General features: G+C 69.2%; 18 protein-coding genes and 2 pseudogenes. 12 read left to right on the top strand and 8 right to left on the bottom strand.

The window, feature by feature from the left end; translation table 11 throughout:
• Positions 1 to 177 precede the first annotated feature (177 nt).
• From FHW73_RS02230 to FHW73_RS02215, 4 genes are all read left to right on the top strand, one after another.
• The gene (locus FHW73_RS02230; protein WP_183425071.1) at positions 178 to 1281 is read left to right on the top strand and encodes a catalase family peroxidase; all 1104 of its coding nucleotides are present in this window, start codon (positions 178 to 180) and stop codon (positions 1279 to 1281) included.
• Positions 1278 to 1835, top strand: coding sequence for a cytochrome b (locus FHW73_RS02225; protein WP_183425070.1), 558 nt, complete (start codon positions 1278 to 1280; stop codon positions 1833 to 1835). The genes FHW73_RS02230 and FHW73_RS02225 overlap by 4 nt, the downstream gene beginning before the upstream one ends.
• Positions 1836 to 1908: 73 nt before the next feature.
• Positions 1909 to 2490, top strand: a complete 582-nt coding sequence (locus FHW73_RS02220; protein ID WP_183425069.1) for a hypothetical protein — start codon at positions 1909 to 1911, stop codon at positions 2488 to 2490.
• An 82-nt stretch (positions 2491 to 2572) separates the two neighbouring features.
• Positions 2573 to 2980 (top strand): hypothetical protein, encoded by a 408-nt coding sequence (locus tag FHW73_RS02215; protein ID WP_183425068.1) that lies wholly within the window; start codon positions 2573 to 2575, stop codon positions 2978 to 2980.
• 71 nt (positions 2981 to 3051) lie between these two features.
• Here the strand turns inward: FHW73_RS02215 and FHW73_RS02210 are convergent, their stop codons facing one another.
• Complete coding sequence (locus FHW73_RS02210) at positions 3052 to 3210, bottom strand: hypothetical protein (protein ID WP_183425067.1); 159 nt, start codon at positions 3208 to 3210, stop codon at positions 3052 to 3054.
• A gap of 166 nt (positions 3211 to 3376) precedes the next feature.
• Here FHW73_RS02210 and FHW73_RS17395 point away from each other — a divergent pair.
• Positions 3377 to 3502: pseudogene (locus FHW73_RS17395) on the top strand (peptidase); the annotation flags it as partial.
• Between the two features lie 153 nt (positions 3503 to 3655).
• Positions 3656 to 3949: a HigA family addiction module antitoxin gene (locus FHW73_RS02200; protein WP_183425066.1), complete on the top strand. Its 294-nt coding sequence runs from the start codon at positions 3656 to 3658 to the stop codon at positions 3947 to 3949.
• Between the two features lie 110 nt (positions 3950 to 4059).
• On the opposite strand, the gene FHW73_RS02195 is transcribed toward FHW73_RS02200, so the two are convergent.
• Positions 4060 to 6837, bottom strand: coding sequence for a TonB-dependent receptor (locus FHW73_RS02195; protein WP_183425065.1), 2778 nt, complete (start codon positions 6835 to 6837; stop codon positions 4060 to 4062).
• Positions 6838 to 7124: 287 nt separating this feature from the next.
• Here FHW73_RS02195 and htpG point away from each other — a divergent pair, with 287 nt between their 5' ends.
• Positions 7125 to 9032: a molecular chaperone HtpG gene (htpG, locus tag FHW73_RS02190; RefSeq protein WP_183425064.1), complete on the top strand. Its 1908-nt coding sequence runs from the start codon at positions 7125 to 7127 to the stop codon at positions 9030 to 9032.
• A gap of 836 nt (positions 9033 to 9868) precedes the next feature.
• Here the strand turns inward: htpG and FHW73_RS02185 are convergent.
• The 5 genes from FHW73_RS02185 to FHW73_RS02165 form a co-directional block, all read right to left on the bottom strand.
• Entirely contained in the window at positions 9869 to 11335 is a 1467-nt protein-coding gene (locus FHW73_RS02185) for an efflux transporter outer membrane subunit (RefSeq protein WP_183425063.1), read from the bottom strand.
• On the bottom strand, positions 11329 to 12081 hold the full coding sequence (locus FHW73_RS02180) for an SDR family oxidoreductase (protein WP_183425062.1): 753 nt from the start codon (positions 12079 to 12081) through the stop codon (positions 11329 to 11331). Before FHW73_RS02180 ends, FHW73_RS02185 begins: the two co-directional genes overlap by 7 nt.
• 21 nt (positions 12082 to 12102) lie before the next feature.
• Positions 12103 to 15273, bottom strand: a complete 3171-nt coding sequence (locus tag FHW73_RS02175) for a multidrug efflux RND transporter permease subunit (RefSeq protein ID WP_183425061.1) — start codon at positions 15271 to 15273, stop codon at positions 12103 to 12105.
• Positions 15274 to 15465: 192 nt separating this feature from the next.
• Positions 15466 to 16635 carry an efflux RND transporter periplasmic adaptor subunit gene (locus FHW73_RS02170; protein WP_183425060.1) on the bottom strand — a complete coding sequence of 390 codons (1170 nt, stop codon included), beginning with the start codon at positions 16633 to 16635 and terminating at the stop codon, positions 15466 to 15468.
• Complete coding sequence (locus FHW73_RS02165; protein WP_183425059.1) at positions 16632 to 17465, bottom strand: SDR family NAD(P)-dependent oxidoreductase; 834 nt, start codon at positions 17463 to 17465, stop codon at positions 16632 to 16634. Before FHW73_RS02165 ends, FHW73_RS02170 begins: the two co-directional genes overlap by 4 nt.
• A gap of 369 nt (positions 17466 to 17834) precedes the next feature.
• Between FHW73_RS02165 and FHW73_RS02160 the strand changes: the two are divergent.
• A pseudogene (locus FHW73_RS02160) lies at positions 17835 to 18746 on the top strand (LysR family transcriptional regulator); the annotation flags it as partial.
• A 180-nt stretch (positions 18747 to 18926) separates the two neighbouring features.
• On the opposite strand, the gene FHW73_RS02155 reads toward FHW73_RS02160, so the two are convergent.
• Positions 18927 to 19895 carry a LysR family transcriptional regulator gene (locus FHW73_RS02155; RefSeq protein WP_183425057.1) on the bottom strand — a complete coding sequence of 323 codons (969 nt, stop codon included), beginning with the start codon at positions 19893 to 19895 and terminating at the stop codon, positions 18927 to 18929.
• A gap of 119 nt (positions 19896 to 20014) precedes the next feature.
• Here FHW73_RS02155 and aceB point away from each other — a divergent pair, with 119 nt between their 5' ends.
• From aceB to FHW73_RS02135, 4 genes are all read left to right on the top strand, one after another.
• A complete protein-coding gene (gene aceB, locus FHW73_RS02150) occupies positions 20015 to 21655 on the top strand; it encodes a malate synthase A (RefSeq protein ID WP_183425056.1) in 1641 nt (546 codons plus the stop codon).
• A gap of 55 nt (positions 21656 to 21710) precedes the next feature.
• Positions 21711 to 23042, top strand: coding sequence for an isocitrate lyase (gene aceA, locus FHW73_RS02145; RefSeq protein ID WP_183425055.1), 1332 nt, complete (start codon positions 21711 to 21713; stop codon positions 23040 to 23042).
• A 250-nt stretch (positions 23043 to 23292) separates the two neighbouring features.
• Positions 23293 to 23499 (top strand): DUF6229 family protein, encoded by a 207-nt coding sequence (locus FHW73_RS02140; RefSeq protein WP_183425054.1) that lies wholly within the window; start codon positions 23293 to 23295, stop codon positions 23497 to 23499.
• Positions 23500 to 23508: 9 nt separating this feature from the next.
• Positions 23509 to 26400, top strand: coding sequence for a type 2 lanthipeptide synthetase LanM family protein (locus FHW73_RS02135; RefSeq protein ID WP_183425053.1), 2892 nt, complete (start codon positions 23509 to 23511; stop codon positions 26398 to 26400).
• Positions 26401 to 26411: the final 11 nt, after the last annotated feature.

The following is a 26411-nucleotide window of genomic DNA, read 5'->3' as shown; positions in this document are numbered from 1 at the left end:
AAGGTGTTTTCGCGAATGGGCGACGCGGCTGCGTCGCGGTGCGCGCAGTCTGGTCGCGCACCGCGCACGGGTCAACACACGCAGGGCCCGCGGGTCGGCCGTGGTTGGGGACAATGGCGACGTTGCGGCAGCGCGTGCAGGGGTATGCTCGGCCGCAGCCACCTTCGGGACGCCACGATGCCCTCCGCCGAGCCGCCGTCTTCCGGCCCTGCGCGCCGCCGCGCGCTGCGGGCATACGCCGCCATCGCCGCGATTGTCGGCGCGCTGTTGCTGCTGTTCGCATGGACCGCTGGTTGGTTGAGCCTCGGACGGCTGACGCCCGCGCGCATGACCGATGCGATCGAGGCGACCTCGACCACACCGTTCCCCGGCTTTCGACGCGCGCATGCGAAGGGCGTGTGCGTGGCTGGGCATTTCGAGGGCCTTCCGGCGGGCACGGCATTGAGCCGGGCTGCCGTGTTCGCCAGCCCGCGCACGCCGGTGCTCGGCCGGCTGTCGATCGGCGGTGGCTCGCCCTATGGGCTGGATGCGCAGGCGCGCGTACGCAGCATGGCGCTGGTGCTCGACAGCCCGGACGGCAGCCAGTGGCGCATGGCGATGAACAGTTTTCCGTTCTTCGGGGCGGCGTCGATCGAGACCTTCTTCGAGCAGACGCGTGCGTCGGCGCCGGATCCGGCGACCGGCAAGCCTGATCCTGCGCGCATGGCGGCGTTCGCCGCGCGCCATCCCGAGGCGCAGCGCTTCGCCGCCTGGGCCAAGGCGGCGCCGTGGTCGGACAGCTTCGCCAACACGCAGTACAACGGCATCCATGCCTACCGCTTCATCGACCCCGCAGGCATGTCGCGGCTGGTGCGCTGGTCGATGCGACCGCAGGCGCCGTTTGTGGAGATGGACGCGGCGCAGCGCGAGGCGGCCGAGCGCGACTATCTGCAGGACGAGCTGCGCGCGCGGCTGGCGCGCGGTCCGCTGCGTTGGGACATGGTCGTCACCCTCGCCGGTCCCGACGACGATGCTCGCGACCCGAGCACGCCGTGGCCGGAGGCGCGCGAGCAGGTGGTGGTCGGCACGCTGGTGCTGACCCAGGCGCAGGACCAAGCGACCGGTCCGTGCCGCGATCTCAACTTCGATCCCACCCTCGTGCCGCCGGGTGTGGCGTTGTCTGAGGACCCGATCCTGGCCGCGCGCGCATCGGTGTACGCGCAGTCCTTCGATCGCCGCGAGCGCGAGATCGCGCGCGGTGCCGACGTCGATGGCGTGCCGCCGCAGGAGACCGCGCGATGAGCGCCCGGCCCGATCACCACGATGCCTTCGCCCGCCTACTGCACTGGAGCATGGCGGTGCTGATCTTGGCGATGCTGTTCATTGGCGTGGCGATGGTCGCCTCGATGACGCTGCGCCCGTCGCTGCTCGCACTGCACCGGCCGATCGGTGCGTTGCTGCTGGTGCTGGCGCTCGTGCGCCTGGCGCATCGCCTGATCCGCCGCACGCCGGCACTGCCGTCGGACCTGCCGCGTTGGCAGCGCGCCGCCGCGCACGCCTCGCATGTCGCCCTGTACGCGCTGATGCTGGCGATGCCGCTGATCGGCTGGGCGATGGTGTCGGCCGCCGGCAATCCAGTGGTGTTGTGGGGCGATGTGCGATTGCCGGCGATCGCGCCGCACGATCCCGCGCTCTACAGCGTGTTGCGCGCCGCACATGCATGGCTCGCCCGCGCGCTGCTGGCGGTGATCGCGTTGCATCTGGCCGCCGCGCTCCGGCATGCATGGGTGCGCCGGGACGGGGTGTTCCGGACGATGGCGCCGTGGCCACTCGAGCGCCGCATGCGGCCTCGGTGAACGCGCCGATCATTGCGGTACATCTGGCCTCGCTTCATCGACAATACGCGGATCGACCTCACGGAGCCTGGGCATGTTCGGACGTTTCAAGCGCAAGCCGCAGCCGGCGGTGGTCACGGTCAGCCTCAATGCGCGGCTGGCGCCGGCCGATCGCGCGGCGCTTGAGGATGCGTTCGGGGATCTGTGCCGGCATCGTGAGATCGACGCCGAAGTCGTGGGCGGCGGCACGCTGCTGGCCGAGAGCGGAGAGGTCAAGGCCTGCGACATCGAGATCCAGCTGTCCGATGCCTCGCCGGCCCAGATCGAGTTCGTCCGCGAGGCCTTCACCGCGATGCTCGCACCGGTCGGCTCGCGCTTGCATGTGCCCGATCGTGACACGCCGATCGTGTTTGGTGCCCATCAAGGCCTGGCGCTCTACCTCAATGGCACCGATCTGCCGCAAGCGGTGTACGACACCTGCGACATCCACCACGTCGTCGAAGAATGCGAGCGCCTGCTGGGCGAGCGTGGCATGGTCAACAGCCATTGGCAGGGGCCGAGCGAGACGGCGTTGTACATGTACGGCGCCGACTTCGAGCAGATGCATGCGGCGATTCGCCCGTTCCTCGACGCCTATCCGCTGTGCCGCGAATGCCGGGTGGAACGGATCGCCTGACCGGCGCTGTCGAGCGTCGACCGGCCTGCTAGCATCGCCCGGCCGTCGCCATCGGGGCGACGCACGACACGAGGGGATCGCGATGCGCAATTGGGGAATCGGCGCTGCACTGGCGCTGGGGATGATGGCGGCTTCGGCAACGGCGGGCGCCAATGAGGGGCAACGGCGTGAGGTGCCCTCGCAGGATGGCGCCTTCACCGGCGAGATCGTCGGCACGCCGGCCGAAGGCAGCAAGTTCGCACAGCTGCAGATCGGCATGAGCATGCAGGATGTCCAGGAGCTCATGGACCGCGCGCCGGACCGGTTCCATACCTACGAATCGGGCAAGCGCTGGATTCCGTTCTACTTCGGCAACGACGCGACGCGCCTGCAGGCGCTGTTCCGCGGCGAGGGCTGCCTGATCTTCACCGGCGGCAATGTCTGGGGTGGCGGCGGCAGCGAGTTGATCGAGATCGAGGTCGATCCCTCGGGCGATTGCTACCAGCCCTGAGTGCGACAACGCCCCGGGCGGCTCGGTGTCCTTGCCTTGCAGGCGGACGCCGGGCCGTCCGACGGATCGGGTCAAGCGGCGTGGCGGAAGTCGGGATAGACCGGTTCGGCCGGCGCAGGTGTGGGCGTATCGGCGACGGGCGGCGGCACGGCGACGGCCGGCGGCGGCACATGCGTGCCCTCCATGACCATGGCCAGCACCTCGAACGCGGAATAGGGCAGGACGTTCATAACGGCTCCGGGTGACGGCGACTGGCGGTGCGTCGCCGGTGGGTGTGGTGCCAAGTTAGAGCCCCCCTGGACGCCCGGCATTGATGCAGATCAACCGTAGGCCGCGCCGAGATCGTCCGTCCGGCAGCACGTTGTTGCGTAATGGGCAACATGCTGCGCTGGCGGCATGATCAAGTCATTCCGGTACAAGGAACTTCGCCGGTCCTACGTGACAGGCAGCACGGCCGGGAGCCAGGCCGGACACGCGAAGCGGCTGCAGATGCAGCTCGCTGCGCTGGACACGGCTTCGATCGTGGAGGACATGGAGATTCCAGGCTTTCGCCTCCATTCGCTCAAAGGTCGGATGCAGGGGGCGCTGGGCGATGTCCGTCAACGGCTACTGGCGGCTGACATTCGAGTTCCGGGACGGTAATGCATACGTGCTGGACTACGAGGATTATCACGGATGGCCATGTACAACCCGCCGCATCCCGGCGCATTCATCGTCGCGGTCTACCTGGAGCCTAACGGCGTCAGCGGGCGGATGTTGGCTGAAAAGCTGGATGTGTCCGCCTCCACGCTGAGCAGAATCCTCAACGGCACGAGTCGTGTCACGCCGGAAATGGCGCTGCGGCTCGCCAAGGCGATCGGGAGAACACCCGAGAGTTGGCTCGCGATGCAGGATGCCTTCGATCTGTGGGTGGCGCGTCGCGAAGTCGACCTGCGGCGCGTCGGCAAACTCGAGCTCGAAGCCGCCTGACCTGGAGGGCTGCTCGTTGCGGCGTGCAGACGCACGTCTTCGATTGGTGATTGCAGACATGCGGACGCCCCGACAAGCGGGGCGTCCGGGTCCTGCCGATTGCGGGAAGATCAGTTGAACTTGAACTTCGCACCGACCGTGAAGTAACGGCCGATCGCGCCGCTGAAGTCCATCGGGTTGTAGTTGATGGCGCCGTAGGTCAGCGGGTCGAGCGGCGCGACGCGGTCGGTGAGGTTGGCGACCGAGCCGAACACTTCCCAGTGCTCGGTCGGCATCCAGCGTGCCGACAGGTCGATGGTGTAGAACGAGGCCAGCTTGCAGCCGCCGGGGGCATCGTCGCCGTTGGCGAAGCTGTTCGCGCAGCCGCTGCCCTCATACGAGAAGTTGCTGATGCTGTCGCGCCAGTTCACGACGCTGCTGATCGCGAACTGGTCCATCTCCCAGGTGGCGCCGAAGTTGGCCTTGTTCTTCGGGGTGCCGATGCAGTTGGTCACATCGCAGTTGCCGTGGGTGCCGGCGAACTCGTAGACCGTGCCATCGACGTCGACGCGTTCGAACTTGCTGATGTGGGTGAGCTGCAGGTCCAGACGCAGGCGGCCCGCATCGCCCAGCTCGATCCGCTGTTCGAGATCGACGTCGAAGCCTTCGACGGTCGTCGACGAGGCGTTCTCGTAGCCCACCAGCACCGCGAGGATCGAGCCGCTGCCCGGGGTGCCCGGGATCACGTTGGTGCCGCGGATCACATTGGCACCACCGGCGGCGATCGCCGCGTCGGCACTGCCGCCGAAGATCTCGTCGGTGCGCTTGATGCGGAATGCGTCGAGTGCGAGCGAGCCGCCGGTCCAGGGCGAGAGCACCAGGCCGAGTGTCGTGCTCTTGGATTCCTCGGGCCGCAGGTCCGGGTTGGGCGAGGTGATCAGCGCGATCGAACCGGCATCGCAGTCCTGCGGCTCGTGACCCGGCGCAGCGCAGCGTACGGGGTCGACCGCGGTGCTGAAGGCCGCCAGGCCGCCGGTGCCGGCCTCGGCCGGATTCGGGGCGCGGAAGCCCTCGGCATAGGTGCCGCGCAGCGCGATCCAGTCGGCGGGCGACCACTTCACGCCGACCTTGGGCGTGGTCGAGGTCTCGCCGCCGTCGTACTTGTCCACGCGCAGCGCACCGGTCAGTTCCAGGGTCTCGTGCACCGGCGCCTGCAACTCGACATAGGCGCTGGAGACCTTTTCCACGCCGCCATAGGCCGAGTAACCCAGGCCGATGATGTCGCCGATGTCGGTGTAGGTCTGCGGGGTGAGCAGCACCGATTGGCGGCGGTACTCGGCGCCGACTGCCAGGCCCAGCGGGCCACCGGCCAGATCGGCCAGCGAACGCGTGGCCTTGGCATCGATGATGTCCAGGCGGGTGCGGCCGGTGGCGCGGATGCGTGGCGAGATGTAGTCGTACAGTGCCTGGGTGTTGCGGCCGGCATCGTCGCCGATGCGCCACCAGCCGACCGGACTGTTGGGGTCCTCGAGCACGGTCTTGACGTGGCTGTAGCGCAGGAAGCCGGTGCGCTCGTTGGTCAGGTCGGTGCCCGAGTGCAGGTAACCGACGTCGTAATCCCAGGCCCCGGCAGTGCCCTTGAAGCCGAGCAGCAGGCGCATGAAGCGGCTGTCGTTGTAGGTCGTGCGCGGGCCGACGTCGAACGCGGCGTAGCGCAGGCGGTTTGCGGTGCCGGGGTACGGGTTGTCCGGATGGTCCGGGCCGAGCACGACCGCGCCGGGGCCAGGGTCGGAGGCGTTGACCGGGCCGCCCGGATAGCCCCAGGCGCCAGACGCGCTCGACGGCGTGTTCTGGAACACGGTCTGCTTGTTGGCGATGCCCAGTTCCATGTACAGCTCGCTGCTGTCGCCGACTGCGAAGGCAGCGCGCGAGAAGAAGTTCACGTATTTCTCTTCGGGCGACAGGTCGCGGAAGCGGGCGACGTCCCACAGGCAGCCGCCCGCCGGATCCTGCGGGGTCACGTCCGACAGGCCGGCGCAGCCGGGCAGCGACTCGAATCGGCCGGTGATCGGATTCTGGATCGCACCACTCGGGCTGGCGCCGGCGCCGGTGCCGCCGCCGGTGATGCGGCCGGGCAGGTTGCCGCCGATGCCGTAGCCCCAGCGGCGGGTGTCGCCGGTCCCGATCCAGTCGCGGTCGCGGCGGTCGTAGAGCCGGATGGCATCGGTCTTGGCGGCCTCGATGCTGAAAAAGGCGTTGTAGCCGTCCTCGGTCAGGCTGCCGGTGCCCGCGGTCAGCGAGGCCTTGGGCTGGTCGCCGCCGCCATCGCCCGACCAGCCGTAGGACACGGTCGCCACCGCGCCGGTGAAATCGGTGCGCAGGATCACGTTGACGACGCCGGCGATCGCATCCGAGCCGTAGACCGACGAGGCACCGTCCTTGAGCACTTCGATGCGCTCGACCGCGTCGAGCGGGATCGTGCTCAGGTCGGTGAACACCTTCTGGCCGTCGTCGGCCAGGCCGAACGGCGCCATGCGACGGCCGTTGAGCAGCACCAGCGTCGAGCCGGCGCCCAGACCGCGCAGCGAGATCGCCGCGCCGCCACCGGCAAAGCCGTTGCCGAAGCTCTTGGGCACCGAACCCGCGCCATCGATCGCCAGGCTTTGCAGGTACTCACCCACCGTGGTCTTGCCGGTGCGATCGATCTGCTCGCGCGAGATCACCTGCACCGGCGAGGCGGTCTCGGTATCGGTGCGCGGGATGTTGGAACCGGTCACAGTGATGCGGTCGAGCGTGGTGGTGCTCTGCTGGGCAGCGGCCTGCAGCGGCAGCGCGATGGCCGCCAGCGCAAGGGGAATCGAGATGGCGAGCGCATGGCGGCGTGGCGCGCGGCGAGTGAACGGAGTCATGGCAACGGGCGTCCTGTATGCAAAGGGGCAAAAGGGGGGAATGCGCCGGCCCGCAGCGCTGCCGGGGACGGTTGGCGCAGTTAAGATCTCGTTAATGTGAAGAATTCGTGAGAGTGGCGAATTCAGGTTTTGACCGTTCTGGAGCGTTCAACGCCGGTTTAGCGAGTCAACACGGCCCGGCTGGACGCAAGTGCGGTCCAGCGAGGGCGCGCGCGATGCCCGGGCGGCTTGATTCCGCCGCGAGCAGACCAATATCGGCGCTCTCGCAACACGCCACACGGACCGTCATGACCGCCACCACCGAGACCCGTAAGTTCGAAGCCGAAGTCGCCCAGGTGCTGCACCTGGTGACGCACTCGCTGTACTCGCACAAGGAGATTTTCCTGCGCGAACTGATCTCCAATGCCTCCGACGCCTGCGACAAGCTGCGCTTCGAGTCGATCGCCAACCCGGAGCTGCTGGCCGGGACCGGCGAACTGCATATCGATGTGAGCTGGGACAAGGCCGCGCGCACGGTGACCATCCGCGACAACGGCATCGGCATGACCCGCGACGACGTGGTCGCCAATATCGGCACCATCGCCAGCTCCGGTACGCGCCGGTTCCTGGAAGCGATGAGCGGCGAGCAGAAGGCCGATGCCCGGTTGATCGGTCAGTTCGGCGTGGGCTTCTATTCGGCCTTCGTCGTCGCCGACCGGGTGACCGTGCTCACCCGCCATGCCGGTGCCGCGCCCGAGGCCGGCGTGAAGTGGGAGAGCGACGGGCGCGGCGAGTACGCGCTCGAAGCCGTCACGCTGCCCGAGCGCGGCACCACCGTGATCCTGCACCTGAAGGCGGATGAGGACGAGTTCCTCGACGGCTGGAAGCTGCGCTCGCTGGTGCGCAAGTACTCCGACCACGTCGCGTTCCCGATCCGCATGCCCAAGGACGCGCCGTCGTCGGCCGACGACGCAGCGGACGAGAACGCGGCCAAGGCCGACGCCGCGCCGGAATGGGAAACCGCCAACGACGCCTCGGCGTTGTGGACCAAGCCCAAGTCCGAGATCTCCGACGAGGACTACCAGGCCTTCTACAAGGCGCTCGGCCACGACTTCAACGATGCGGCTGCGTGGACCCACAACCGCGTCGAGGGCAGCCAGAGCTTCACCACGCTGCTGTACCTGCCTTCGCAGCCGCCGTTCGATCTGATGATGGGGGGGCGCGACGAGCGCAAGGGCCTGAAGCTCTACATCAAGCGCGTGTTCGTCATGGACGCGGCCGAGGAGCTGCTGCCGAACTATCTGCGCTTCGTGCGCGGCGTCGTCGATGCCGACGACCTGCCGCTCAATGTCAGCCGCGAGCTGCTGCAGCACAACCGTCAGCTCGAACGCATCAAGGGCGCGTGCGTGAAGCGCGTGCTCGACCTGATCGAGAAGCTCGCGCGCGACGATGCCGACAAGTTCGCCGCGTTCTACAAGGCCTTCGGCAATACGCTCAAGGAAGGCATCGTCGAAGACCCCGCCAACCGCGAACGCATCGCCAAGCTGCTGCGCTTCGCCTCGACCAAGGGCGAGGGCGCCGCGCAGACCGTGTCGTTGGACGACTACGTCGGCCGCATGGCCGTGGGCCAGGACACGATCTGGTACATCACCGCCGACGGCTACGCCGCCGCGGCCGGCAGCCCGCAACTCGAGGCCTTCCGTGCGAAGGACATCGAGGTGCTGCTGATGTTCGATCGCATCGACGAGTGGATGCTGGGCCATCTGCACGAGTACGCCGGCAAGTCGCTGAAGAACGTCGCCAAGGGTGAACTGCCGCTCGACGCTGCCGACAAGGCCAAGCAGGAGGAAGCGGCGAAGGCTGCGGCGCCGTTGATCGAGCGGCTCAAGGGCCTGCTCGGCGACCGCGTGGGCGACGTGCGCGTCTCTGCGCGCCTGACCGACTCGCCCTCGTGCCTGGCGCTGGCCGACTACGAGATGGCGCCGCACCTGGCGCGTCTGCTGCGTGAGGCCGGCCAGGCGATCCCCGACAGCAAGCCGACGCTGGAGATCAATCCGCAACACCCGCTGCTGCAGCGGATCGAGGCCGAGGCCGACGAGGCGAAGGCGACCGACCTGGCCACGCTGCTGCTCGAACAGGCCGAGATCGCGGCCGGTGCGCCGCTGCCCGACCCGGCTGCCTTCGTGCAGCGCCTTAACCGCGTCCTGCTGGGCTGAGCGTTGCGTGCCCTCCCCGCCTTGCCGGGAGGGTTGGGTGCGGCCGAGCGGCTGCGGAGCGGCACTCCGAAGGGGCTGCATGAAAGCCCTGCCCCCACCCGGCGCCAGTGGCGCCGACCTCCCCCGCACGCGGGGGAGGTGTGATGCGCGCGCATGGGTGCCGTACACGGTGACGCGCGCATGGGCTGCCGACTTCATGTCACCGGTGCGGCGGACCTGAGCCCTCCCCCGCATTGCGGGGGAGGGTTGGGTGGGGGCTGAGCAGGTCGCGGGGGGATGCGGAAAGCGACTGCGTAAAAGCCCTGCCCCCACCCGGCGCCGGCGGCGCCGACCTCCCCGCACGCGGGGGAGGCGTGATGCGCACGCATGGGTGCCGCACACGGTGACGCGCGCATGCGCTGCCGACTTCAGTCACCGGTGCGCCGAACCTGAGCCCTCCCCCGCATTGCGGGGGAGGGTTGGGTGGGGGCCGAGCAGGTCGCGGGGGCTATGCGGAAAGCGACTGCGAAAAAGCCCGCGCCCCCACCCGGCGCCGGTGGCGCCGACCTCCCCGCACGCGGGGGAGGTGTGATGCGCGCGCATGGGTGCCGACGGTGACGCGCGCATGGGCTGCCGACTTCATGTCACCGGCGCGGCGGACCTGAGCCCTCCCCCGCATTGCGGGGGAGGGTTGGGTGGGGGCCGAGCGGGTCGCGGACGGGGATCCGGAAGAGACTGCGTGGACGCCCTTCCCCACCCGGCGCCCATGGCACCGATCTCCTCTGCAAGCGGACGGTGTGCCGAGCGTCCTTCGAGCGATGGACGTTCCTGCAATCGGACAGGGGCGTCGAGGCAGGTCAGCGTTGCGAGACCTGTGTGTCGAGGGACTCGCGTTGCGGGAGCGACTGCGGCCAGCCGCCGGCGAGTGCGCGGTACAGGGCCACGGCGCCGGTGGCGGTACGGGTTCGGCCTGCGGCGAAGGCGTCTTCTGCCTGCAACTGCGTGCGCTCGGCGTCGAGGACGTCGAGCAGTCCGGTCGCGCCGGCTTCGAAGCGCATGCGGGCCAGCCGGGCGGCGCGGGCGCTGTCGCGGGCGGCGCGTTCGAGTTCGACGTCCTCGTCGTGCGCGCGATCGAAGCGTGCGAGCGCGTTGCCCGTGTCCTCGAGCGCGCGCAGTACGGTCTGCTGGTAGCGCGCCAGTTCCAGCTCGGCGTCGGCGTCGGCCGCAGCGATGCGGGCGCGCACGCGGCCGATGTCGAGGAACGACCAGTCGATGCCGAGGGCGACCAGCCGGGTCTCGCTGTCGCGCTTGAACAGCGCGTCGACTTCGCCGGCCTGGCTGCCGATCAGGCCACCGAGCGTGAGCCGCGGGAACAGGTCGGCGGTCGCCACCCCCACGCGCGCGGTCGCGGCGTGCAGCCGGTGCTCGGCGGCCGAGACATCCGGGCGCAGCCGCAGCACGTCGGCCGGCGTGCCGGGATCGATCGCGCGCGGCACGGCGGGCAGATCGCGCGCGGCGCTAAGGGCATCGCGCAGGGCGTCGGGTGTGCGCCCGGTCAGGACCGCGATGCGATGGATCGCGACCGCGATCTCGGCCTCCAGCGCCGGGATCCGCGATGCGGTCGAGGCCGCCTGCGCGGAAGCGCGCGCGCTGTCGAAGTCGCTGTCCTGGCCGGCGTTGCGGCGAGCCTCGACCAGCGCCAGCGTGTGCTGCTGGTTGCCGGCATTCTCGGTCGCCACGCGCAGCCGCTCCTGCAGGCCGCGCAGGTCGAGGTAGGCGGTCGCGACCTCGCCGACGATCGCCACCTGCAAGGCGCGCAGGTCGTCGGCACTCGCCGCCGCTTCGGCACGGCCGGCCTCGACGCCGCGGCGCACGCGGCCGAACAGGTCGAGTTCCCAGCTTGCGCCGATGCCGGCCTCGAAGGCGTCGCTGTCGCGTGCGGCACGCGGGACGCCCGGTGCCTGGTCGGCGCTGGCCCGGCTGCTGGTCGCCCGGCCGCTGGCGTCGATCGTCGGCCACTGGTCGAAGCGCGCGTTGCGCAGCAAGGCGTTGGCGCGGTCGAAGCGGGCGAGTGCGATGCGCAGGTCGTGGTTGGCCGTCAGCGCATCGTCGACCAGCGCGGTGAGCTGCGGGTCGCCAAAGGCCTGCCAGAAGGCGCCGTCGGCCGGTGCGGCGACGGGCGCCGCCGCTGCCGTATCGGTCACAGGCGCCTGCACGCCGAAGGTCTCGGGCACCGCCATCGTGGGACGCACGTGGTCCGGGCCGACGGCGCAGGCGGCGAGCAACGCCGCGGCCAGGGTGGCGATGAGCGGGCGCGTCACCATGGCAGTGCCTGGTCGAAGTAGAAGTAGCCACCGGTCGGGCCGTCGTCGTCGATCAGCGCGAGCCGCACACTGGTGCGCGCGCCGTCGACGACCTCAAGCTCGCCGTTCTGCTCGTCGCCCGCCTTGTTCATGTCGGTGCGCACGTAGCCCGGATGGATGGTGTTGACCTTGATGCCGGCCTCCTTGAGCACGTGCGCCAGGTGTACGGTCCACGCATTCACCGCGGTCTTGGACACGTTGTAGGCCGGTATGCCTTTCATGTCGTAGATGAAGGAGGCTGGGTCCTGGTGCTGGCTGATGGAGCCGAGCAGGCTCGAGACATTGACGATCCGGCCCGCCTTGGACTTATGCAGCAGCGGCAGCAGCGCCTGCGTGGTCGCGATCAGGCCGAACACGTTGGTCTCGAACGTCGTGCGCCAGGTGTCGAGCGACTGGCCGGTGGTGCCCTGGGTCGGGTCGTCGGCAACGATGCCCGCGTTGTTGACCAGGATGTCGAGACGGCCGTGGCGTGCCTCGATCGTCTTCGCGGCCTCGGCGATGCTGGCGGCGTCGGTGACGTCGAGCGCGATCGCTTCGACCGGCAGACCTTCGGCCTGCAGCTTGAGCGCGGCTTCGACCGCGCGGTCGCGATCGCGACCGGCCAGCAGTGTGTGCACGCCGGCAGTGCTGAGCTGGCGCACGGTCTCCAGGCCAATGCCACGGGTGGCGCCGGTGACCAGTGCGATGCGGGAATCGGAAACGGACATGGAGCAACTCCTAGCGGGGGATCAGGAATGGGCCGGTGCGACGGGCGCGACCGGTGCGTGCGAGACGAGCGGCCGGTTCGCGAGCTTGCGCATCGCGACGTAGAACACCGGCGTCAAGAACAGGCCGAAGAGCGTGACGCCCAACATGCCGGCGAACACGGTGATGCCGGTGATCGAACGGACTTCTGCGCCCGCGCCGGTGGACAGCACCAGCGGCACGGTGCCGGCGATGAACGCGACCGAGGTCATGACGATCGGCCGCAGGCGCAGGCGGCTGGCTTCCAGCGCGGACGTGATGATGTCCTTGCCCTGCATCTCCAGCTCGCGGGCGAACTCGACGATCAGGATTGCGTTCTTGCAGGCCAGACCCATCAGCACCACCAGGCCCACCTGCACGAACACGTTGTTGTCGCCGCCGGCCAGCCATACGCCGAACAGGGCGGACAGCAACGTCATCGGCACGATCAGAATCACCGCCAGCGGCAGCGACCAGCTTTCGTACAGCGCGGCCAGCACCAGGAACGCGAGCATCACCGCCAGCGGGAACACCACCAGCGCCGCGCCGCTCTGGTTGGACTGCTGGTAGCTCAGGTCGCTCCAGCCGATGCCCATGCCGTTCGGGAGCACCTGGCCGGCGAGCTCGGTGACCTTGGCCATCGCCTCGCCCGACGACAGCACGCGCGGGTCGGCATCCCCCAGCAGATCGGCGGCGGGATACCCGTTGAAGCGGATCACCGGGTCCGGGCCATAGGTCTGGCGGACATTCACCATCGAGCCCACCGGCACCATCTCGCCGGCCGCATTGCGCGTGCGCAGGGCGGCGATGTCCGCCACGTCTTCGCGGAACGGGCCGTCGGCCTGGGCGATGACCTGCCAGGTGCGTCCGAACATGTTGAAGTCGTTGACGTAGGCCGAGCCCAGATAGGTCTGCAGCGTGTCGAACAGCTCGGTCAGCGGCACGCCCTGGGCCTTGGCCTTGACGCGATCGACCTCGGCATCGAGCTGCGGCACGTTGGCCTGGTAGCTGCTGATCGGATAGCCCAGCCCCGGCGTCTGCATCGCGGCAGCCTGGAAGGCCTGCACCGCGGCCTGCAGCTCGCCGTAGCCCAGACGCGTGCGGTCCTCGACGAACAACGACCACCCCGACCCGTTGCCCAGGCCCTGGATCGGCGGCGGCATGAAGGCGAAGGTGAAGCCTTCCTGGATGGTCGAGAACTTCTGGTTGAGCTCGGCGGTGATCTCCTCGGCGCTGCGGCTGCGCTCGGAGAACGGATCGAGCGTGAAGAACACCACGCCGTTGTTGGGCGTATTGGTGAACTGCAGCGGGTTCAGGCCCGGGAACGCGATCTCGCTGGCGACGCCGTCGACCTCGCTGGCGAGTGCCGCCATCCGCTTGAGTACCGCATCGGTACGCTCGATCGACGCGCCTTCGGGCATCTTGACGCCTGCGATCACGTACATCTTGTCCTGCACCGGAATGAAGCCGGCCGGCACGATCTTGAACATCAGGGCGGCGCCCGCCAGCAGCACGGCATAGACCACGAACACGACACCGCGACGGCCCAATGAACGCGAGACGGCGCCTTCGTAGCGCTCGGAGTTGCGCTGGAAGAAGCGGTTGAACGGACGGAACACCCAGCCGAATGCGCGGTCGATGAGCCGGGTCAGCCGGTCCTTCGGCGCGCCGTGCGGCTGCAGAAGCTTGGCCGCCAGGGCCGGCGACAGCGTCAACGAGTTGATTGCCGAGATCACGGTGGAAATGGCGATGGTCACCGCAAACTGCTTGTAGAACTGGCCGGTGACGCCGGTCAGGAAGGCCATCGGCACGAACACCGCGCACAGCACCAGCGCGATCGCGATGATCGGCCCGGACACCTCGCGCATCGCCAAGTGGGCCGCTTCCAGCGGGGAGGCGCCCAGCTCGATATGCCGCTCGACGTTCTCGACCACCACGATGGCGTCGTCGACGACGATGCCGATCGCCAGCACCAGGCCGAACAGCGTGAGCGTGTTGATCGAGTAGCCGAGCAGATACAGCACCGCGAACGTGCCGACGATCGATACCGGGACGGCGAGCAGCGGAATGATCGATGCGCGCCAGGTCTGCAGGAACAGGATCACCACCAGCACCACCAGCAGCGTGGCCTCGATCAGCGTCGTGACGACCGACTTGATGGAATCGCGCACGAAGATCGTGGTGTCGTAGATCGACTGGATCTCCACGCCGGGCGGGAGCGAAGGCCGCAGCCGTTCCATCGTCGCGACCACGCCGTCACGGATCTCGAGCGCGTTCGCGCCCGGGGCCTGGAAGACACCGATGGCCGCGGCGTTCTTGCCATCCAGGCGCGCCCGCAGCGTGTAGTCGCCGGCGGCCAGTTCGATCCGGGCCACGTCGGCCAGACGCACCAGCTCGCCGTCGCTGCCGGCCTTGAGCACGATGTCGCCGAATTCCTCGACGGTCTCCAGGCGACCCTTGGCATTGATCGGCAGCAAGAAGTCGCTGCCATTGGGCATCGGTTCGGCGCCGAGCTGGCCTGCCGACACCTGCACGTTCTGTTCGCGCACCGAACGCACCACATCGCCCGCGGTCAGGCCGCGCGCGGCGATCTTGTCCGGATCCAGCCACAGGCGCATTGCATAGTCGCCACCGCCGAAGACCTGGGCATCGCCCACGCCCGCGATCTTGGCGATCTCGTCCTTGACGTGCAGGCGCATGTAGTTGCGCAGGTACAGCGAATCGTAGCGGCCGTCCTGGGAGGTCAGATGCACGACCATCAGGAACACCGGCGACTGCTTCTGCGTGGTCACGCCCTGCCGCCGGACGTCCTCGGGCAGTCGGGCCTGCGCCTGCGCCACACGGTTCTGGACGCGCACCGCGGCATCGTCGGCGTCGGTGCCGGGCTTGAAGGTCACGGTGAGCTGCAGCACGCCGTCGGAGCCGGCCACGGACTTGATGTACATCATGTCCTCGACGCCGTTGATGGCCTCCTCGAGCGGGGTCGCCACCGTTTCGGCGATCACCTTCGGGTTGGCGCCGGGATACACCGTGCGCACGACCACCGAGGGCGGCACGACTTCCGGGTACTCGCCGATCGGCAACAGGGGCATCGCGATCAGACCGCCGGCGAAGATCAGGATCGACAGCACCGCGGCGAAGATCGGCCGGTCGATGAAGAAGCGGGAAAAGTCCACGGGAAGATCCTTGTGGGCGGCGCGAGGGCCGCAACGTAAGAAAACGCGGAAACAGCGGGGCTTTCTCCGCTATGGAGAAGCGCCTCGAGGGGTGGATGCGCACCGGGCTTGCTCGGCAAGACCCGGCCCGCACCCGATGCACTGCGCGCGCCGGCCTCTTCCCGGAAAGGCAGAGGCCTCGGCGATGCGACCTCAGTGTTGTGCGACCGCCTCGACGGGCTGGCCACCACGCATTGCGACCGTCTGCGGTGCGACCGGCATGCCGGGCATGAAGACCTTCTGCACGCCATTGACGATGACGCGATCGCCGGCCGCCAGGCCCGACTCGACCACGCGCAGGCCATCGACCATGCGCCCGGGGACGATGTCGCGGCGCTGCGCGGTGTTGCCCTCGCCCAGCACGTAGACGTACTTGCGGTCCTGGTCGGTCAATACGGCCTTGTCGTCGATCAGCACCGCCTCGCGCGCCGCCGCGCCTTCGAGCTGCACGCGGGCGAACAGGCCCGGCGTGAACCGGCGGTCGGGGTTGGGCAGCACGGCGCGGGCGCGGACAGTGCCGGTCGCCGGATCGACCTGGTTGTCGAGGAAGTCGACGGTGCCGGTATGCGGGTAGCCGGTCTCATCCGACAGGCCCACGCGCACCGCGTTGCGGCCGGCGGTGCGCGCGCCTTCGCGGGCCAGTGCCTGGTGCCGCAGGAACGTGCGCTCGTCGGTCTCGAAGTAGACGTGCACCGGATCCTGCGAGACCACCGTGGTCAGCAGCGAGGCGTCGGCCTGGGCGAGATTGCCGGTGGTCAGCAAAGCGCGCCCGGCGCGGCCGTCGACCGGCGCGCGGACCTGGGTGAAAGCCAGGTCCAGCTTCGCGGTCTCGACTGCGGCCTGCGCGGCGCGTACCGCCGCCTCGGCTTCGGCGCGTCCGGCGCTGCGGGCCTCGAAGTCGTCGCGCGAGATCGCGCTGGCCTCGATCAACGACTGCGCGCGGTCGTGCCGCGTCGCTGCCAGCTGCGCCTCGGCGCGGGCCCGGGCCAGTTCGGCCTCGGCGCGCTGCAACGCGGCGCGGTACGGACGCGGGTCGATGACGAACAGCAGGTCGCCCTGCTTCACTTCGTCGCCTTCCGCGTAGGCCACGCGCTCGACGTAGCCGCTGACGCGCGGCCGCAGCTCGACGCTCTCGACCGCAGCGATCCGGCCGGTGGCGTCGTTCCAGTCCTTGACCGGCTCGGCGAGCACCGCGGCGACCCCGACTTCGGGCGGAGGCGGCGGGCCGGCCGATTCGGCGCGGCTGTCGCAGCCGGCCACAGTGACGGCGATCGCGGCGGCCAGCAGCGAACCGGCCAGGGCGCGGGTGAGGATGGGGGTCATGAGCGGAACTCCTGGGGGGATCGGGAACGGGCCGCGATGCGCTGCAGCAGCGCCTGCGCGGCGGTGTCGTGGGTCGATGCGGGGACGCACGGCGGCGGTGCGAGATCGATGTCGTCGGACAGGCCGGGCGGGCGCACCGGGCCGGTCGGGAAACGCAGCAGCGCGGCGTCGGGGCGCAGGCGGCCGTCGACCATGCGCAGCGCGTAGTCGGCGATCGCATCGGCGTCCGGCCACTGGGTGCAGGCATGCGTGGCGTTGTGCGCGGTGCGCACCGGCGAGTCGATCGCCAGCATCTGCACCCGGACCGGCAACGTCCGCGCTTCCTCGTGCAGCACACGGGCGAGCATCTGCAACGCGGCCGCACCGATCGAACGGTGGCCGTAGCCCGACCAGGGCTGCTCGGCGCCGGGGCCGCCGACCAGGACATAGGCGCCGCCGGGGACCGGTGCCAGCAGCGGCAACAGATGGCGCGCGGCGGCCAGATGCGGCAGCAGGTCCTCGTCGAGTCGCCGGCGCAGAAAGTCGGCCGGTGCGTCGAGCAGCCGGCGTGCCGGGGCGACGCCGCGGATCGCCGCGACCACCGCGCCGGGCCGGGGGCCGGCCAGCGCGGCGACACGGTTCGCGAGCGCGGCGGCGTCGGCATCGCTGGACAGCGCCGCGGCCAGCGGCACCACGGTCGCGCCGTGACGCTCGCGCAGCGCAGCGAGCGCGGCGCCATCGCGGGCCACCGCAATCGTCCGACGTCCGGCGGCGGCAGCGCGGGCGATCAAGCGCGTGCCGATCGTTCCGGTCGCGCCGAGTACCAGCAGCGGAGACATTGTCCCGGTCATGGGATTTTGTCTCCCGAAAAGCAGGCTTCGACCGGGGGTGGGATCCCCTGGTCGAGGGTCGAGGCCCCCAGCCAGGCCCACATCCGGCGCCAGTCGAAGCCACCGCCACGCACCCCGCGGGGGACCGCAATGCGGGCGCTAGACGATTGATTCGGCGGGATTTCCAACCCACGCCGAGGCGCAGCGGTGCGGCCCTTGCTGGGGGTGGCGCGTGTGCTGGCAACAGGGCGGTCGAGGGCCATCGGCGGGCTCCGGTCGGGGGAGGCTGCAGACGATAGGCCGCGATCGAGGACTTGATTAGTCCCGATTCGAGGGAATAATTGTCCCTCGAACGGGCCAATCGCGTCCGTCCCCCACCGGAGCGCGCGCATGGCCCACGATCTCAACGACACGCTGATCTTCGTCAAGGTGGTCGAGCAGGGCAGCTTCATCGCTGCCGCCAACGCACTCGGCCTGCCCAAGACCACGGTCAGCCGCAAGGTGCAGGAGCTCGAACAGCGGCTGGGCGCACGGCTGCTGCACCGGACCACGCGTCGCCTGGGGCTGACCGAGGCCGGCGCGGTCTATCACGAGCATTGCCAGCGCATCGCGCGCGGACTCGAAGAGGCCGAGGCCGCGGTGGGCCAATTGCAGGGCGGTCCGCGCGGCTGGCTGCGTTTCACCGTGCCCTACTCGATCGGCATCACCTGGATCGCGCCGCTGCTCGGCGATTTCCAGGCGCAGTACCCGGAGATCCTGCTCGATATGCACATGGGCAACGAGCATCTCGATCTGATCGGCGGCGAAGCCGACCTGGCGTTGCGCGTGGGCACCCTGCCCGACTCCAACTTCGTCGCGCGCAAGCTCGGCAGTCTGCGCACGCAGGTCTTCGCCAGCCCCGCCTACATCGAAAAGCACGGCGAGCCGCTGCATCCCGACGATCTGCAGCACCACCGCACACTGGTGATGCGCAAGAGTCGCAATCCGCACAATGGCCGCTTCGTGTGGTCGCTGACCGATGGGCAGGCGCTGCGCGAGTTCCCGGTCAATCCGCAGCTGGTCGGCAACGATCCGGCGGCCCTCAACTGGGCGCTGATCAAGGGCGAGGGCCTGATGTTGACCGGCGACGTGATGGCCAAGGCCTTCGTCGAGGCGGGCATGGTGCAGCGCGTGCTCGCCGGCTGGACCGGTCCGGAGGTCGACTTCAACGCGGTGTTCGCAGGCGGCCGACTGGTCTCGCCGAAGGTCCGTGCGTTCGTCGACTTCCTGATCGAGCGCCTGAACTTCGACGCCGACCATATGCAGACCCTGTGCATGGTGCAGAAGCAGGCGATGGAGGCCAAGGTCGCCGGCGAGGTCGCGCTGGCGCAGTTGGAGAAGGCCTCGCGCCGATCTGCAGCCCCTGGCCCCGAGCGCGCCGAGCCGGTGACCGCCGGCCGGTGACGGCCGGCCCGCGGCGCGGGCGATGCCCGCCGCCGCCGCTCAGCGTTCCGAGTGCCCGCTGCCGCTGCCGTCGCGGCGGGCGAACAGATCCGGGCGGATCAGCTCGACGAACGCGCGGGCCTGCGGCGAGAGCAGCTTGCCCTTGCGCACGACCACGCCGTAGCTGCGTGCGGGAAACCATTCCGACACCGGACGCGTCGCCAGTCGCGCCGCATCGCCCGCCTCCAGGCAGATCGCGCTGGCGATGGAGATGCCCATGCCCATCGCGACGTACTGCTTGATCACCTCCCAGCCGCCGACTTCCAGCGCGAGCGTGTAGGGCACGCGTGCCTGCTGGAACACCTGATCGACCAGGCGGTAGGTCACGTGCCGCTTCGGCGGCAGGATCAGGCCGTAGCGCGCGATCTCCTCGAGCGTGATCCGCCGCGCGCGCGCCAGCGCGTGGTCGGGCGGGGTGAGCAGAACAGGCTCGAAGCGATAGACCGGTGCGTAGTCGAGGTCCGGCGGCACGTCGACCATCGAGCCGACCACCAGGTCGACCGTGTCGCTGCGCAGCAGGTCGTTGCCGTCGGCGGTGATCGCGTCGTGCAGTGTCAGCCGCACATCGGGATGCTGGCGGCGGAACAGTTCGACGATCTTCGGCAGCAGATACAGGATGGTGGAGCTGTTGGCCGCAATCGTCAGCGCACCGGCGTCCAGGCCGCCGACCTCGCGGCGGAACGCGGCCGGCAAGCCGTCGATGCCCTCCACCAGCGGCAGCGCCAGGTCGTAGAGCACCTCACCGGCCCGGGTGGGCACCAGGCGCCGGCCGCTGCGTTCGAGCAACTTGACCCCGAGTTCGCGTTCGAGCGCCTGCAACTGCAGCGAGATCGCAGGCTGGCTGACGTAGAGCGCCTCGGCGGCCCGCGACACCGAGCCCAGGCGGGTCGTCTGACAGAACGCGCGCAGCGGCTTGAGCCGGTCGCTCTTGTACGGAAACCGCAACGGGGGCGGGGACTTGGCGGCCATTCCGATTCGAGTATCAGCTGAACTCATAGTTCGCATTGACAGAACTCGTTTGTCAAATACCCGGCGTGGAGAGACGGTCTGCTGCACCGCACCACCACCCGAGAGAGGCCGAGTTGCCGATGAACGCCGTCCACCGATTGCACGCGCTGCCCCCCGATGCCGCGTGCGACCTGCCCGTGGGGCTGCCTGCCGGAACGCCCGTCGACCTGCTCGACGAGGCGGCCCAGGCCTTCCTCGCCGGCCTGCACCGCGAGTTCGAGGCCCGGCGCCAGGCCCTGCTCCGCGCCCGGCACACCCGCCAGGCCGCCTTCGATGCCGGTGCCCTGCCCGACTTCCGCGCCGACACCCGCGGCATCCGCGAGTCGGCATGGACCGTCGCGCCGGCCCCGGTCGCGTTGCGCGACCGCCGGGTCGAGATCACCGGACCGGTCGATCCGAAGATGGTCATCAACGCGCTCAACTCCGGCGCGCAGTGCTACATGGCCGATTTCGAGGATTCGACCTCGCCGACCTGGGCCAATCTGCTGACCGGCCAGCGCGCGCTGCGCGAAGCGGCCGCCGGCAGCCTGACCTTCGAAGGCAACGGCAAGCGCTATGCCTTGCTGCCCGAGGCGCGGCAGGCGGTGCTGATCGTGCGGCCGCGCGGCTGGCACCTGGACGAGAAGCACGTGCTCGTGGACGGCGCGCCGATGTCGGCGGCGCTGTTCGATGCCGGCCTGTTCGCGTTCCACAACGCCCATGCGCTGGCCGCGCGCGACCGCGGGCCCTACCTCTACCTGCCCAAGCTGCAGTCGATGGAAGAAGCGCAACTGTGGGACGACGCGCTGGCGCACATCGAGCGCGCGCTGGGCCTGCCGGTCGGACAGATCCGGGTCACGGTGCTGATCGAGACCCTGCCCGCCGCCTTCGAGATGGACGAGATCCTGCACGCGCTGCGCGGGCGGATCGCCGGCCTCAACTGCGGGCGCTGGGATTACATCTTTTCCTACATCAAGACCTTCCGACGGCACCGCGACCGCGTGCTGCCCGAGCGCGGCCAGGTGACGATGACCCAGCCCTTCCTCAAGGCCTACTCCGAACTGCTGATCCAGACCTGTCACCGCCGCGGCGCGCACGCGATGGGCGGCATGGCGGCGCAGATCCCGATCCCGGGCGACGAGGCCGCGAACGAAGCGGCAATGGACCGGGTGCGCGCCGACAAGTTGCGCGAAGTCACCGCCGGCCACGACGGCACCTGGGTCGCGCATCCGGCGCTGATCCCGATCGCGCGGCAGGTGTTCGATGCGCGCATGCGTGGGCCGCACCAGCATGCGATGACGCGCGACGACGTGCTGGTCGCGCGCGACGACCTGATCGCGCCGTCGCTGGGCACGATCACCCACGCCGGCTTCGCCGGCAACGTCGAAGTCTGCGTGCGCTACCTCGCTGCCTGGCTCGACGGCAACGGCTGCGTGCCGATCCACGGAATGATGGAGGACGCCGCGACCGCCGAGATCGCACGCGCGCAGTTGTGGCAGTGGCTGCACCACGCCGATGCCGATGCGAGCGGCGCGCCCGGCATGCCGCTGCATCTCGACGATGGCACCGCGATCGATGATGCGCTGTTCGACCGTGTCCTGCTGTCGCTGCCCTCGCGCCTGGCGCGGCAAGCGGTCCCCGGCGCCGCCCGGGTGGCCGAGGCCATCGCCCTGCTCGAAGCGCTGACCCGGGCCGACACGCTGGCCGACTTCCTGACATTGCCGGCGTACGAGCGGCTGTGACACGCCGCTGCGCCGACATCTCCCATCACGCATCACCACACCAGAGGAACCGCCCATGACCACGCGCCAGCACCAGATCGACGCCCTGCAGCACGAATGGACCACTGACCCGCGCTGGAGCGGCATCCAGCGCACCTATACCGCAGCCGACGTCGTGCGCCTGCGCGGCAGTGTGCAGCCCGAACACACGCTGGCCCGCCGCGGTGCGCAGCGGCTGTGGACATTGCTCAACGGACAGGCCAAGAAGGGCTACATCAATGCGTTCGGCGCGATCAGTGCCGGGCAGGCGATGCAGCAGGCCAAGGCGGGACTGGAGGCGGTGTACCTGTCGGGCTGGCAGGTTGCGGCCGATGGCAACACATCCGAGACCATGTATCCCGACCAGTCGCTGTACGCTTACGACTCGGTGCCGGCGATGGTGCGCCGGATCAACAACACCTTCCAGCGTGCCGACGAGATCCAGTGGAAGAACATCGCCGACGGCAAGCTCGATGCGCGCGAGGCGATCGATTTCTTCCTGCCGATCGTCGCCGACGGCGAGGCCGGCTTCGGCGGCGTGCTCAATGCCTACGAACTGATGAAGAACATGATCGTCGCCGGCGCGGCGGGCGTGCACTTCGAGGACCAACTGGCGGCGGTCAAGAAGTGCGGCCACATGGGCGGCAAGGTGTTGGTGCCGACCCAGGAGGCGGTGCAGAAGCTCATCGCCGCGCGCCTGGCCGCCGACGTGCTCGGCGTGCCGTCGATCGTGCTGGCGCGCACCGATGCCGAGGCGGCCACCTTGCTGACCTCCGACTTCGATGCCAACGACGCGCCGTTCGTGACCGGCGAACGCACCGCCGAGGGCTTCTACAAGGTCCGCAACGGCCTGGAGCAGGCGATCAGCCGCGGCGTCGCCTACGCCCCGTTCGCCGACCTGGTGTGGTGCGAGACCGGCACCCCGGACCTGGGCTTTGCGCGCGAGTTCGCCCAGGCCGTCCAGGCCGCCACACCGGGCAAGCTGCTGGCCTACAACTGCTCGCCGAGCTTCAACTGGAAGAAGAACCTCGACGATCGCCAGATCGCTTCATTCCAGGACGAACTGTCAGCGCTGGGCTACAAATTCCAGTTCATCACCCTGGCCGGCATCCACATCAACTGGTTCAACAGCTTCCGGTTCGCGCACGACTACGCGCGCGGCGAAGGCATGCGCCACTACGTCGAGCAGGTGCAGGAACGCGAATTCGCCGCCCGCGACCAGGGCTACACCTTCGTCTCTCACCAGCAGGAAGTCGGTGCCGGCTACTTCGACGATGTGACCACCGTGATCCAGGGCGGCGCCTCCAGCGTGACCGCACTGACCGGCTCGACCGAGGAGGCACAGTTCTACGCCACGCGGGCCGCGTGAGGCACAGCGTCGATGGCGCGCTGCACCATCGAGGGACTCGCGTGTGACGCGCGTCGCGATTGAACGACGTCGGCGTGTTGAAACGCACGTCGACGTCGTGCGCGGGCTTGTGGTCGTGTGGAGAAGTGCAGAGAATCGGTCGGTGTTGGCGGTCCAGGAATGCCGCACGTTGGATGATGGAACCTTGCGGTGTCGTACTGCTGGCACGTGGAAGTTCGATTCTCAACTCACCAGGAAAGGAGTCAATGTCATGAACGACATGAATTACAGCGAGTGCGAGTTCGACCAGGCAGCCGAGTGGCGCGCGTCCGCGGGTGCGGACAATCCGGCAGGGGCTCTGTTTATCGGCGGCGAGTATGCCGAAGCCGACATCGCCGGTGGCGATGTGGCGATGACCGTCTTCAACTGTACGAACTGTGCCGATTGCACGGGGTCGATCACGATCAACTGCAAGTAATTCGGCGCAATGCCTGCAACGACTGCGGGCGAATTCGATGAAGCGCTGGGCTGCCTGATCGTCGATGCTGTCGACGGCCTGGCAGCCCAGCTCGCATCGATCGCCGATCTCGTCGAGCGCGAGCGCGCGCTCATTCTTCGTGGCGCCCAGACCAGCCTGCTCGCGGTATTGAACGGCAAGTTGAGCCGACTGCTGCTGCTCGAGCTCAATGCCGCCCGTGTCAATGGTCAATTGGTCGGCGAGACATCGCAGCAGCGCTGGCAACAGTTCATCGCGCAGGCCTCGACGCCCGGCTTCTGGCAGGCGTTGTCGCGCCACTATCCGACCCTGTTGCCCCGCGTGGACGCCATCGTTCGCAACCGCTGCGCCAGCTTGGTCGAGTTCGCCGTCCGGTTCGCGGCCGATCGCGCCCAGCTCGACACGTTCCACGGCGCGCCACTGGGCGAACTGCAATCGCTGACCCTGAGCGCGGGCGACAGCCATCGCGGCGGCCGCGCCGTGATGCTGGCCCATTGCGCCCATGGCAGCCTGGTCTACAAGCCGCGGTCGATGGCGATCGACAACGCACTGGCGCGTTTCATCGCGGCTGCGATGGATCGGGGCGCGATGCAGTCGCATATCCGGGTACCGCGTGTGCTCGATCGAGGCGACTACGGCTGGAGCGAGTTCGTCGCGCATCGTCATGTCGACGGCGATGCGCAGCTGCCGGGCTTCTACCGTGGGATCGGTCAATGGCTCGCGCTGATGCGCCTGCTCGGCGGCTGCGACCTGCATGCCGAAAACCTGATCGCCCATGGCGCATGCCCGGTCATCATCGACTGCGAAACCGTGTTCGCACCGCGGCTCAAGCCAGTGGTGTCGGGGATGGGCGACGCCTTCGATCTCGCATCCGAACGCATCAGCGGCAGCGTGATGAACATCGGGCTGCTGCCCAACCGTGGCGGCGGTCTGGGCTGGCGCGGTGTCGATGTCTCGGGCGTCGGCGCGTTGCCCGGACAACAGCCGCGGGTGCCGCAGTCGCGGATCGTCCAGGCGGGGTCGGACGACGCGCGCATCGGCACGGTCATGGCGGAAACGCGTCCAGCGCAGAACCACCCCAGTGCGCGTCCGTCACTAGGTGAGCACTGGTCGTCGATCCTGCAGGGCTTCGACGACACCACGGCCATGTTGCAGCGCCTGGATGCGGCCGATGCCTTGGCGCCGTTGCTGGCGCCCTTCGCGCCGTGTCCGATCCGCATCGTGCCCCGATCGACCGAGGCCTACGCGGAGCTCGGGCGGATGCTCTGGCACCCGGTCTCGTTGCACAAGCCGCCGGAGGCCGAGCGTCGCGCGCACGCGCTGCTTGCGAAGATGGCCGACCAAAAGGCCCTCGCACCCAGCGACGATGCGGTGATCGCAGCCGAGATCGCGGACCTGCTCGAAGGCGACATCCCGTTCTTCGCCACCACGCCCGGCCATGGCCAGTTGCAGGCGCCCCGGGGCACAACATGGCTCGCCCCCCGCGATCTGGTCGCCGCGTCGCTGCAGCATTGGCGCCAGGCCGACTGGGCGCTGGAGCGCGAGATCATCAAGTCCACGCTGGTCAGCGCCTACGAGAGCGATGTCTGGTCGGCGCCAGTGGTCGGGTTGCGCGCCGAGTCGCCGCAGCTCGACGACCTCGAGCCGCGTCGCCGGCGCTTGGCCGCACGGATGATGACGCTGCTGGGCGAGGCGAGCCTGCGCGGCGACGATGGCAGCGTCACCTGGATCGCGTCCGTGCTGGGGCAGACCGGCCGCACCGTGCAGCCATTGGGCCAGGATCTGTACGGCGGGATTTCCGGCATCGCATTGCTGGCGGCGGCCTACCAGCGTGAAATGCAGGCGGGGCGTGCGGATGACCTGCCCGGTATCGACGATCTGGTGGCGCGGCTGCTGACGACGATGCGCCTGGCCGAGACCCAGTCGTTCCTGCGGCGTGCGCGCGTCCAGCAACCGCGTCCGCCGGCACTGGGCGGCTACATCGGGCTCGGCTCGCAGGTCTGGACCTGGCTGATGCTCGAACGTTGGGGCGTGGTGCGGGGCGAAGGCCTGGAGCACGCCTGCAGGCTTGCGGAGCTGGTGCCGGTGGCAGCAGACGCCGACGATGTCGGCGACCTGCTGACCGGCAAGGCGGGCGCGATCGTGCCGCTCATCCAGTTGGCGAGCGCCAGTGGCGATGCGCGCTATCTCGACATGGCCATCGACCTGGGCGACCGCCTGTGTGCGGCTGCGCAGTGCGAAGACGGCGTCGCCTACTGGACGCATGCCCGCTGGCCACGCGGCATGGGCGGATTCGCTCATGGCGTCACCGGCATCGCCTGGGCCCTGTCGCGCCTGGCCGTTGCGAGCGGTCAGGCGCGCTTCGAGGCGGTGGCGAGGCAGGCCGATGCCTTCGAGGAGCGCCTGTACCAGCCGGAGGCGGGCAACTGGCTGGACCTGCGCATGCTCGAAGGGGCGCAGGCCCCCGCGGCCTGGTGCCATGGCGCCGTCGGCATCGGGCTGGCCTTGGCCGATCGCCAGCCTGGGCTCGACGATCCGCAAGTGCGTGCACGCGTCGCCGCCGCGGCGAAGACTGCCTGGCAGCATGGCGTCGGCCTCAACCACGGCATCTGCCATGGCGACATGGGGGCGTGGGAACTCCTCGATCTCGCCTGCCGCGCCGGCCTGGCGCCCGACGGACTCGACGCCGAATCGTTGCTGGCCGCCGTGCTCACCAGCCTCGAGACGCACGGGCCGGTGTGTGGCTTGGCCGGTACCGCCTACGCGCCCGGCCTGATGGGCGGCCTGGCCGGCGTCGCCTACCAGTTGCTGCGCGCCCATCCGGCGCATGCGCTGCCTTCGGTGATGGTGATGGGCGACGAGTCGGGCGCCTGCGACACGTAGAGGGCGCCCGG

It is taken from the genome of Luteimonas sp. RC10, from assembly GCF_014192745.1.
Taxonomy (GTDB): domain Bacteria; phylum Pseudomonadota; class Gammaproteobacteria; order Xanthomonadales; family Xanthomonadaceae; genus Luteimonas.
Note: the sequence above shows the minus strand (reverse complement) of the source record. Positions and strands in the feature narration are given on the sequence as shown.